The 10,885-nt window shown below is 63.4% G+C and carries 9 protein-coding genes and 1 pseudogene; all 10 read right to left on the bottom strand.

Translation table 11 applies throughout. The annotated features are described in order from the left end of the window. Positions 1-764: pseudogene (locus DBR18_RS29560) on the bottom strand (hypothetical protein); the annotation flags it as partial. After that, positions 761-2,065: a lipopolysaccharide biosynthesis protein gene (locus DBR18_RS20145; protein ID WP_108591629.1), complete on the bottom strand. Its 1,305-nt coding sequence runs from the start codon at positions 2,063-2,065 to the stop codon at positions 761-763. The gene DBR18_RS20145 and the pseudogene DBR18_RS29560, both read right to left, overlap by 4 nt. Further along, positions 2,062-3,063, bottom strand: coding sequence for a polysaccharide deacetylase family protein (locus tag DBR18_RS20140; protein ID WP_108591628.1), 1,002 nt, complete (start codon positions 3,061-3,063; stop codon positions 2,062-2,064). The genes DBR18_RS20145 and DBR18_RS20140 overlap by 4 nt, the downstream gene beginning before the upstream one ends. A gap of 13 nt (positions 3,064-3,076) precedes the next feature. After that, on the bottom strand, positions 3,077-4,213 hold the full coding sequence (locus tag DBR18_RS20135) for a glycosyltransferase family 2 protein (protein WP_108591627.1): 1,137 nt from the start codon (positions 4,211-4,213) through the stop codon (positions 3,077-3,079). Continuing rightward, positions 4,206-5,174, bottom strand: a complete 969-nt coding sequence (locus tag DBR18_RS20130) for a glycosyltransferase family 2 protein (protein WP_108591626.1) — start codon at positions 5,172-5,174, stop codon at positions 4,206-4,208. Before DBR18_RS20130 ends, DBR18_RS20135 begins: the two co-directional genes overlap by 8 nt. After that, entirely contained in the window at positions 5,171-6,541 is a 1,371-nt protein-coding gene (locus DBR18_RS20125; RefSeq protein ID WP_108591625.1) for an O-antigen ligase, read from the bottom strand. The genes DBR18_RS20130 and DBR18_RS20125 overlap by 4 nt, the downstream gene beginning before the upstream one ends. Beyond that, complete coding sequence (locus DBR18_RS20120) at positions 6,538-7,629, bottom strand: glycosyltransferase family 4 protein (RefSeq protein WP_108591624.1); 1,092 nt, start codon at positions 7,627-7,629, stop codon at positions 6,538-6,540. The genes DBR18_RS20125 and DBR18_RS20120 overlap by 4 nt, the downstream gene beginning before the upstream one ends. Continuing rightward, on the bottom strand, positions 7,626-9,218 hold the full coding sequence (locus DBR18_RS20115) for a Wzz/FepE/Etk N-terminal domain-containing protein (protein ID WP_108591623.1): 1,593 nt from the start codon (positions 9,216-9,218) through the stop codon (positions 7,626-7,628). Before DBR18_RS20115 ends, DBR18_RS20120 begins: the two co-directional genes overlap by 4 nt. A 17-nt stretch (positions 9,219-9,235) precedes the next feature. Then, the gene (locus DBR18_RS20110) at positions 9,236-10,261 is read right to left on the bottom strand and encodes a polysaccharide biosynthesis/export family protein (RefSeq protein ID WP_108591622.1); all 1,026 of its coding nucleotides are present in this window, start codon (positions 10,259-10,261) and stop codon (positions 9,236-9,238) included. 21 nt (positions 10,262-10,282) lie between these two features. After that, positions 10,283-10,885, bottom strand: a 603-nt coding sequence (locus tag DBR18_RS20105) for a CpsD/CapB family tyrosine-protein kinase (protein WP_108591621.1), incomplete at its 5' end; no start/stop codon positions are given.

Here is a 10,885-nt window from a genome sequence, read left to right as displayed (position 1 = left end):
ACATAGGGCATGGCGATGCCCAGATCCGGGGTGCGCCCGAGCACTTTGTCGTGCAGGGTCAGACGCGTCTGCCCGGCGTCCTCGCGCAGGGGTTTGAGTTGCTGCGGATTCTGCGCAAACAGGTTGGCCGTGCCATCGAGCCAGAACGCCGCTTTGCCGCTGCCTTGCAGGCGCAGGCGCCAGATCTGTTCGCGTTCGCTGACCGGCAATGCCAGTTGATCGAACTGCCAATAGGCGCGATAGGGTTTGAGCGCCAGTGTCAGCGGCCGATCATCGCCCACCCGTTGCGCTTGCAGGGCATTCACCCCGCCATGAAACTTGCCGGCGAGGACTGCGTGTTCCCCCGGCGCCACCTTGAAAAACAGTTCATCGCCATTTTGCGCCTGCGCGCTGAAATGCACCTTGGCCGGCGCGAATAGCGCCACGGTGTGCTCATCGTGTTCGACCCGGTAATTGCGAAAGCTGTAGCCGGGAATTTCCAGACGATAACTGGCGGCGCCCGGCAGCAACGGCCAGCTCTGAGTGCCACGGGTTTCGCTGGCCTTGATCAAGCGCTCGCCCTGCAACTTGCCCCGGCCATCGAGCAGGTACAAATGCTCTTCGTTGGCATCGGCCTGCCACGCCGGGGACCAGCGGATGGTCACGCTGTCCGGGCGATCGGTTTGCAGATACAGGCTGCCGTCGCGGATTTCGCCCCAGCGCATCGACGCGGCAAAGGCGTCCAGCGACAGGCCGAGACCGAGCAGCAGGAGCAGGCGTTTCATGCGGCCTTCCGTTGCAGCATCTGCCACATGGGCGCGACGTCGCTGGGCAGGATGATCAGGGTTTGCCAGAACGCCACGCCGCTCAAACGGCAGTACAACACCAGCATCGCCACGGTGACGGCCAGATAGGCAATCGACGAAGCCGCTGCTGCGCCGACGATGCCGTAAGCCGGAATCAACAGCAGGTTCAGCGCCAGATTGAGCAGGGCGCCGAGGCCCATCAGCAGCGACACGGTGCCGGGGCGGTTTTTGCCCAGCAGGTCCAGGCGCAGGATGCTCGCATAGCACAGCCCCAGCAGCCCCGGCAGCAAGGCGAGCAGCGCCGGATACGCCGGTTGGTAGGCAATGCCGAACAGGGTGACGATCAACCAGTTGCCGATCACTGCCATGCACAGGCACGCGCCGAGCATCACCGTGGCGGTCAGGCGCAGGGCCAGCGGGGTGACCTTGTCCATGCCTTCGTCCTGTTGCAGCAGGCGTTTCATCAGCGGCGTGGTCACCGCTTCCGGGACGATCAGCAGCAGTTCGGCGGCGGCACTGGCCATGGCGTAATGACCCAGCGCGGTGCTGCCGAGCAGGGCGCCGATGAACAGGTAATCCGAGCGCAGGATCACTTGCTGGAACAGCAGATCCGGATGACTGCGGGCGCTGTAGCGCAGCAGTTCGTTCTGGCTGGCGCGATCCCATTGCAGGTGCAGCGATTGCGCGCGTTTGAGCCAGACCCAACCGGCCAGCACCACCAGGCTGATCCCGGCCAGCCAACTGATCAGCGCCGCTTCCAGCGCCGCGCTTTTCCACATCCAGAACAGGGCGAGAAACAGCAGCAACGGCGCCAGCGATTCGGTCAGGCGCAAGGCGTTGAACGCGACCACGCCACCGGAGGCGTTGTGCAGGGTCAGCAGGCCGCTTTTCAGCACGGTCAGCGGCACCGCCAGCAGCAACAGCCAGGCCAGCAGACCGAGCTGCACGGTGACATCCAGCTCACCGCCGAACTCGCGCACCAGCGCCACCACCAGCAGGGTCAGCAGACCGGCGAGCAGGCAACCGAATACCAGCACCTGACTCAACAGCAGGCCCATGGGCCGTTGTTTGGCGGCCTGATAACCGACGGCTGAATTCAACCCGCCACTGGTCGCGGCGCTGATCAGATCGGGCAAGGTGCTGAGCAGCGCGAACAACCCGCGTTCACTCGGCCCGAGGATCCGCGCCAGCAACACGTTACGCAGCAAACGCAGGGCGATCATCGCCAGTTTGGTGCCCATGCTTAGCGCCAGATGCTTGAGGTAATGGCTGCGGCTCATGGCCGGTTTCCGCGAAAGATGCGCCACGACAACAACTCGGGATTGCGTGCGGTGCGCTGGCTGACGCCAAAGCGCGGCAGGTTCAGCGGATCACCTTCGCCGCGATAGATGCCGGTGCCGGTGCCCAGGGCGAAAGGGTAATCGTGCGCGGCAATCTGCTTGCGCACGCGCTCGTCGTTGTTGCCGTTGGGGTAGCAATACACCGGCAGCGGCCGGTTGCAGCCGTTGTACAAGGCATCGCGGCTGCGGCTGATTTCTTCGTTCAGGCGCACATCGTCCAGTTCAGTGAGGATCGCGTGGCTGGCGCCGTGCGGGCCGAAACGCACCAGCCCGGAAGCTTCCATTGCGCGCACCTGATGCCAGTCCAGCGCTTGTGGCTGTGCTTCGGGCGGACATTCGTCGGTGAGGCGTTCGAGCATCGCAGGTCCGAGGGTTTTCAGGCCTTGCAGGTAATGCAGCAGCGACAGGCTGCGCCGGTCGACGTCGATGTCGTCGACCAGCACCGGCACCGGGTGATGAATCGCATGCAGGCATTCGATCAAGTGCATGCGGGCCTTTTCGCCGTGGCTGCCCCACAGGGTTTCGCCGAGGGTTTCCCACCAGAAGCGCTGACGGCTGCCGATGAAATCGGTGGAGAGGAAAATGCTCGCCGGCACCTGATGTTTTTGCAGCAACGGGAAGGCGTTGACCGCGTTGTCGCGCCAGCCGTCGTCGAAGGTCAGCGCCACCCGTGGGCGTTCGCTGCGCAGGGACGTGGGCGTCAGGATGTCCATCAGCGGCACGCAATCGAAATGCCGGCGCAGCCACACCAGCAAATGTTCGAAGGCTTTTGGCCCGACGCACAGTTCATTGCGGTGCGGCAGGTCGGCGGCGCGGTCGTTGGACAGTACCCGGTGCAACATCAGGATCACTCCGGCACCGTGCAACTGGTTTCGTCCCACGGAGGAGTTGAGGTAAAGCCAGCCACTGGTGCGTTTTATCAATTGTTTGATCGCCATGGCTTCGGTCCTCTCAACGGTTTTGTTCAGGGTTCCACTGGGCGTAACGGTGGCCGCGCAGGAACTGCCACAGGCCGATGCTCATGCCTGCCAGCGTCACCAGCAGGAATGCCGCCAGGCGGAACGGTTTGGGTAACCGGTGTTGTGAATCCAGCAGCCCGGCGATCGCGATGGCGTAGCCGAACAGTTGCGTGATCAGGGCCAGTCGATAGAAGCCGTGGTCGTCCCACAGCCAGAAGTTGCTCAGCAGCAACGGCAGCAGGAGGATCGGTGCCAGGCGGCGGATCAGTTTGTGGCTGATCAGCGCGATCGAATACAGGCCATGCTTGAGCGGGTTGAGCAGCTCACTGCGCTGGGCGAGGCTTTGCAGGCCACCGACGGTGACGCGTTGACGGCGGCGGAATTGTTTGTCCGCTTCGTCGACACCGTGGTCGATCACTTGCGCCTCGGGCACATACACGATGCGCTTGAAGGCCACCGGTGCGCAGGTGCTGAGAAAGAAGTCGTCGTTGACCTCCGCCGGCACGCTCTGGAACAGCTCGCGGCGCAGCGCGAGCAGGGCGCCGTCGGCCGAGACCATGCAACCGGTGCGGTTCTCGACCCGGCGCAGCCAGCCTTCGTAATGCCGGTACAGGCTGTCGCCGACGCTCAGGCCGCCGCCGGTCACCGGAATCACCATGTGCCCGGCGCAGGCACCGACGCTCGGGTCACTCAATGGGGCGAGCAGGTAGCCAAGGGTTTCCCGCGACCATTGGTTGTCGGCATCGGTGAACACCAGAATATCGCCAGTCGCCAGCGCCACGCCGGCGTTGAGCGTCGCCGCTTTGCCCTGGCGCGGCAGATCAAGCACGGTGATGCGCGCATCGACCACCTTGTGCGCGCAGGCCACGGTGTCGTCAGTGGAGCCGTCGCTGGCAAGAATGATCTGCAGCGTCGCCGGTTGATAATCCTGCGCCAGCAGCGTGCGCAACTTGTGCTCGATATGCCGCGCCTCGTTGTGCGCGGCGATCACGATGCTGATGTTCAGCGGCGGCGCCGGGCTGTGGCGCCAGGCCGGGAACAGCGGCGCCAGCACGGTCAGCAGCAGCGGGTAACCCAGGTAGGCGTACACCGGCAGCAGCAGGCACAGCCAGAAAATGAATTCAGCCACGGGCAGGCCTCCTGGCGTTCCAATGACACAGACTGAGAATGAATGCCGCCCCGGCCAGATGCAGACGCAGCCAGTGCAGGCCCCACAGTTGCAGGGTCAGGGCCACGTCGTGATGGCGTGAACTCTGACGAATGCTCAGCACCAGCGCCGGAATCAGGGTCAGCGACACCATGATTGCCGCGTGATGCGGAAAACCGTTGAGCAGCGCGGATATCGCCAGCAGGTCCAGCAGCCAGGCCAGCAGCGACAGCAGCGGAAAGCGCAACAGCCGCAGACTGAAACCGTGGGTGCGCAGCAGTTGCAGATGACTGCCCTGACGCCACATTTCCTTGCCCATCCACTCGCGCCAGTTCATCTCGTAGCCCCAGTGCAGGGCCACGTTGTTGTTCACCGAGAGCAGCCGTGCGCCTTGTTCGTGCAGGCGCAGGGTGAACTCCTTGTCCTCGCCGGTGCGCAGGTGTTCGTTGAAGCCGCCGACCTTTTTGAACCAGCGTCGGCGCATCAGCAGGTTGGAGCTGGGCAGCCAGTCCACTGCGTGCGACGCCTGACTCGTCGGGCTCAGCGTGCGCCGTTGCCAGGCAGCGGCGTACCACGGCGCGGCGGCGGGGGTTTGCAGGTCGAGGCCGAACACGTCGGCCTGCGCGCTGGCCTCCAGTTCGAACAAGGGCTTGAGCCAGTCTTCGGGCATTTCGACGTCGGCATCGATGAACGCGATCCACTCGCCACCGGCCAGCAGCGCGCCGCGATTGCGCAGAGCGCCGATCAGCAGGCCGGGCAGCACCAGCACCTGCGCGCCGAACTGGCGGGCGATGTGCGGGCCATCGTCATTGGAGCCGTTGTCGACCACGATCAACTCGCATTCGACATTGGCCGCGTGCGCGGCTTTTTGCGCGGCCAGCAGCGTGCGGCCAATGTGCCGGGCCTCGTTGTACATCGGGATAACGATACTGATCCGGTTCATACCCGGGCCTCCGTCGATGGCGCTTGCTCGGCCTTGAGGCGCAGCACACTGGTCAGCGCGAGCATGATCCACACGTATTTCTGGTTCGGTGCGCTGAGGAACATCAGGAACAGGGTCAGCGACAGGAAGCTCACCCCGAGGTGGGTCATCAGGTCCGCCTGTTGCCAGTCGCGCCGCAGCATCCACGCAGCACGGGCGCGGATCAGGTTGTACAGACCCAGGCCAAGCATGCCGACAAACAGCAGGCCGGCGGGAATCCCCAGTTCACTGAAGATTTCCAGATAAGTGTTGTGGGCGCGGCGGTACAGGTCGCCGATCTTGCGGTTGGCGGAAAACGCCTTGGCGTAGCCGGTGGTCGCGTAGTGCAACGGGAAGGTGCCGGGGCCGGAGCCGAGCAGCGGGTTCTCGCGGATCATCTGCCCGCCGACCACGATGTACGAGGCGCGCCGGCCGAGGGATTCGTCGTCGTGACCCTTGGCCCCGGCGCTCAACACGCTCAGGGACTGAATGCGCGCGAGGTAACCGGCGGGCATTGCGTAGATCGCCAGCGGAATCACGATGGCCGCGCCGAGCATGGCAAAGCCCAGGTGCCGTGGACGAATGCGCGTCAGTTGCGTGCGGTAGTGCCAGCAGCCGATCAGCAGACTCAAGGCCACCACCACCAGCCCCGAGCGCGACTCGGTCTTGGTCATGCCGCCCAGCAGCAACAGGCAGCAGGCGCCCCAGAACAAGCGGTGCAGCAGATTCGGTCCGCGAATCACCAGCAGCAGCGCCAGCGGAATGGCGAAGGCGATCAGCAGGGCGAAGGCGTTGGGGTCTTCCAGCAGCCCGGCCGCGCGGCCCTGATCCTGGAATTTGGTCGAGAACATCGCCATGGCGCAGGTGGCGCTGACGCTCAGGGTCACCAGGCGGGCGAACAGGTCGAGGTTCAGTTCGCGGCCTATCAGCAGGGTGATGACAAACAGGATCAGCCCGACGCTCAGTTCACGCACATGCCCCAGCGACATGCCCATGTCGTCGGTGTTGAACAGGCTGAGGAAATACAGCACCAGAAACCACAGCAGAAACCGCCAGATATTGCTGCGCAGACGCTCGGACGGAATCTGGTGCATGGCCAGTTGCAGCATCAGGATCACCGCCAGCGAGGCGCCGATCAGTTTGCTTCCGGACAGCGCGCTGTCCTTGAAGAAACCTTCGAACGGCACCAGCGCGGCAATGCCCAGCAGGCCCCAGGTCGGCTTGCGGTACAACACCGTGAACGCCACCAGACCAATGACCGCGCCGGGTGCCAGAAACGGATAAGGGCTGGCGAGCAGACCGATGCACACCATGCCGAGCAGCGTGACGATCGAGAGCGGGAAAATCATGCGCGTGCCTCCCGTGCCGTGCGGATGTACAGCTGCGACCAGCGTTCGGCCAGGGCCTTGAGGTCGTAGCGATCCTGTTGCGTACGCTTTGCGTTGTCGCACAAATGCCGGGCCAGTTTCGGCTCGTTCAGCAGGTTGTCGAGCTGACGGGCGAGGGCGGCGCTGTCCAGAGGTGTCGCCAGCAGACCGTTGTGCCGGTGCTCGAGCACATCGGGAATGCCACCGACGGCGAACGCCACCACCGGTACGCCGGCCTGCATCGCTTCAAGCAGAATCATCGGCGTGCCTTCGGTGCGTGAGCTGATCACCAGCGCATCCAGTTGCTGCCACCACGGCTGCATGGCGGTCTGGTAACCGGGCAGACGAATCCGCTGGGTCAGATCGGCGGCGTCGATTCGCGCTTGCAGCACTTCGCGCTCCGGGCCGTCGCCGAGCATCACTGCATCCAGTTGCGGATGCTGGTGACACAACGGGATCAGCGCATCGAGAAACAGGTCCGGGCCTTTCTCGCTACTCAGGCGTCCGACGTAACCGGCCAGCCAGCGCTGGCTGTCAGTGGTGCTGATCAGCGCGTCGGCGGCGGGCAATCCGTTGGGAATCACCTGAAGTTTGTCCGCCTGCACGCTGGCCTGACGATGCAGCACCGCGATGCTCTCGGCCACGCACACCACCCGATCCACCGACGCAGTGCGGCACAACTGCAGACTCAGCCAGGTGTAGAACTTCTGTTTGCGGCTGCGCGGGGTGAAGCCGTGTTGAGTGATGACCAGCGGCAAACGCAACAGCGTCGCCGCGACCCAACCGAACAACAGCCCTTTGAAATTGTGCGTATTGATCAGCGGCTGTTCGCTGCGCCGCGCCCGCAGGTGGCGCAACAACTCGCCGAGCCCGGAGCAGCCACGGCAGTCCACCCCGGCCTCGCGAAAGCGCGCGATCAATGCCGGCGGCGCATCGAGAAACAGCACCTGGTGCTGCCCCGGTGTCGCCAGACAGTGATCGAGCAACATGCGCTCGGCCCCATAGAAGCCGCCGCTGCTGAGCAAATGAATGATCGGCAGCGCGGCATTCGGGGTGGAGGGCGTGTTCAATTGCGCACCCAGTGCACGAAGCTTGGCACGGTCCAGTTCTTGTGCGGATTGCGTGGCAGCACGTTTTCGTCGTTGATCACCAGCAACACCGGCAGGCCCAGTTCGTGGGTGATTTGCGCCGGATGCTTGAAGCGGTGATCGAAGAACTCACGCACATAGACCAGGGCAATGGCCAGCAGCAGACCGGTGAACAAGCCGAACGGGATGATCAGCAGCGGTTTGGGGAACGCCGGCTCGCTTGGCTCGATGGGTGGACTGAGCACTTTGGCGTTCGACAGGTCGTCGTTGATCGAGCCAACGGTACTGCTTTCGGCAAAGCGTTGCGCGTAGGTCGAAAACGCCGTGTGCAGCGCATCGATTTCCGTGTCCATCTGCCGCAGCTTGCTCTGGGTCTGTTGCAGGGTGTGGATGCGGTTCTTGAACTCGGCGATGCGCGCGGTTTTCTGATCGATCACCTGTTGCACCACGGCCAGGTCGTTGGTGCGTTCCTGAATGCGGTTGCTCACCACTTTGAGGAACTGCTGACGGGTGCGGGCGATCTGCTCGCGGGTCAGCAGCATCGGCTCGCTGCCGGGCTGGAACACCGCCAGGTCATTCATGTAGCGGCTGACCTGCGTGGTCAGTTGCTCGCCCAGCTGTTTCACTTCCCGATCCTCGAATGCCACGTTGTCGACGGTGGTGGTGAAGGTGTAGGGGAAGGTGTAGTCGTTGAGCTTGTTGGTGCTGGCGGCGGCCAGCGCGGTTTTCAGGTATTCGAGCCAGCGCTGGCTCTGCAACAGGCGATCCTGGTACAGGTTCAGGGCTTGCTCTTCGGTGTTGATCGCGTTCAGACGGAAAGTGATTTCTTCCTTCGGATCGGACGAACCGACACTTTCCAGCAACGCCTGGCGATTGCCTTCCAGCCCGTCGAGACGCACCTGATACAGATGCTTCTTGGTTTCATAGAAGGACTGCGGCAGGTCGATCGATTGCAGCGCCTGGCGGCTGACCAGATAGTTCTGCAGCAGGGCGGCGACAAACGTCGTGCCCTGGTGCGGATCCGGGAAGCTGTAGATGATCGAGATCACGTTGGAACCGGGCAGGGTCTCGATTTTCAGGCTGTTGATCGCATCCTGAGTCAAGCCGTCGAGCACGGTGTCACGTACCGGATCGGTTTGCAGCCCGAGCATGTTGCGCAGCGGGTTGATCAGGTACTGGCGCAGCGGCGACGTGACGTAGCGCCGGAACGGCTCGCCCACCAGTTTGGCGAACACGCCCACCGGCGGGTTGTACTCGCCCTTGTCGCGCAGTTCACTGATGGTCTGGCGGATCAGCGCCGGCGACCGCAGGATGTTGCTTTCGGTTTCCATGTCCGCCAGCGACGGCGGAATGAAGGTGGCGTTATCGACCGTCAGTGACGTGGTGGCGTCACCCTGGGAGAGTTTTTTCGACTGCACGATCACCTGGGCGGTGATATCGAAGCTCTGTTTGAGCACCAGCGGCAGTACCAACGCGATGACTGCAAAGATCAGGAAGACCCGTTTCACCAGTTGCTTGTTGGCGAAGAAGATCCTGAAGAACTCATGCAGGTAGTTTTCCTTTGGATTCATGATCGGTCACCTGAGAGTCAGTTACTGCTGCTGCTTTTGTTGTCGACGCGGTAGCCGAAGCTGAAACCCACGCCCTGGAACAACACCACGTCCGCCAATTGCCGGGCCAGATCGCCGGCACTCGCCAGTTTGGTTTTCGGCACGAACAGCATGTCGTCCGGTTGCAGGTAGGCGATCTGCGACGCGTCGCCCGACAGGGCTTTTTCCACGTCGTAGTGCACGGCCTGCACCTGGTTGCCGTTGCGGCGCATGATCACCACCGAGTCCAGACGTGCCTTGACGTTGGTGCCGCGTGCCAGGGTCAGCGCTTCAAGCACCGAGACCGGACGGCGGATCGGGTAGGAACCCGGTTGGCCGACCTCGCCGAGCACGTAGATCTCGTTGCCGGCGGTGGACTTGAGCATCACATCGACGCTCATCCGCCCCGGCAGTTGTGCGTACTTCTGGTTAAGGAAGGTTTCCAGTTGATTGATGGTCATGCCTTGCAGCGGCACGGCGCCGATTTCCGGAAAGCTCGCATAACCGTCGTTGCCCACGGTGATCTCGCGGCTCATGCCGGTGGCGGGGTGATTCAGCGCGCTTTTGAGGTTCTGCTCATTGGTCAGCGGGCTGATGACTTGCACCGTCAGCTGATTGCGGTTGGGCTGGAACAGTTGCTTGCGCTGATAGGCGCGCTGGATTTCTTCGCGTGCCTCGTCGGCAGTCAGGCCGGCGATTTTCACCGAGGTGTTGGCGCCCGGCAGGTTGATGGTGCCGTCAGGCAGCACCAACTGGTTGCCGTTGAGCTGGCTGGCGGCGGTGAAGTTCAGGCCGATCTGGTCACCCGACTGCACGCGGTAGGCGTCGGAGCCGCTGGTGCTGATGTGGAAGATCACATCCAGCACATCCTGCGGACGCAGGGTCTGCTCGATCTTCGGCATGTCGGTGGCCTGGGCGTTGGCCGGGGTGGCGGTGAGAATGTTCACCGGCATGTTCTGGGTCTCGGAAGTGCTGGAGCAGCCTGCAAGCGGCAGCATCAGCAGAACAAGTATCTTGGCGTTCATGGCGTCATCCTTCGCGTTTGCTTACAGGTTTTTGTAGAGCCACTTGGGCATGTAGTACTTGCGCCGGTTAAACACGCTGCCGACCACTTTTGCCCCGGCCTGGCTCAGGCGTTGCACGGCGGCCTGGGCAACTTCCCAGCGGGTGTCCTCGGCGCGCACCACGAACACCACGCCGTCGACCTGAGTGGCGAGCACCAGCGTGTCGGCGGCCGAATACACCGCGTCGCCGTCGATCACCACGAAGCGGTACTGGCTGCCCAGTTGATCGAGCAACGGGCTCAGGCGCTCGGCGGTCAGGTGCTCCAGGGTGCGGATCGGCCGGCCGTTGGGCAGCACGTGAAACGGCAGGCTCGAGACCTGCACCACGCAGTCCTGCAACAGTGGCGGGTTGTCCGGGTTGAACAGCAGGTCGCGCAGGCCGCGCTCCTTGCTCAGGTTCAATTGCTGGGTGAGGTTGCTCGCCGACTGGCTGGCGTCGACCAGCAGCACCTGGCCGCTGCTCATCTGCGCCAGCTGGCTGGCCAGCGCCAGCGCGCTGGTGGTGGTGCCGGCGCCGGGGTTGGCGGCGGTCAGGAACAGGATCCGCAGATCCAGATCCAGCACGGTCGAGATCAGGTTCGATTC

The sequence above is a fragment of the Pseudomonas sp. HMWF021 genome (assembly GCF_003061005.1).
GTDB lineage: Bacteria > Pseudomonadota > Gammaproteobacteria > Pseudomonadales > Pseudomonadaceae > Aquipseudomonas.
This window is presented reverse-complemented; position numbering and strand designations above follow the sequence as displayed.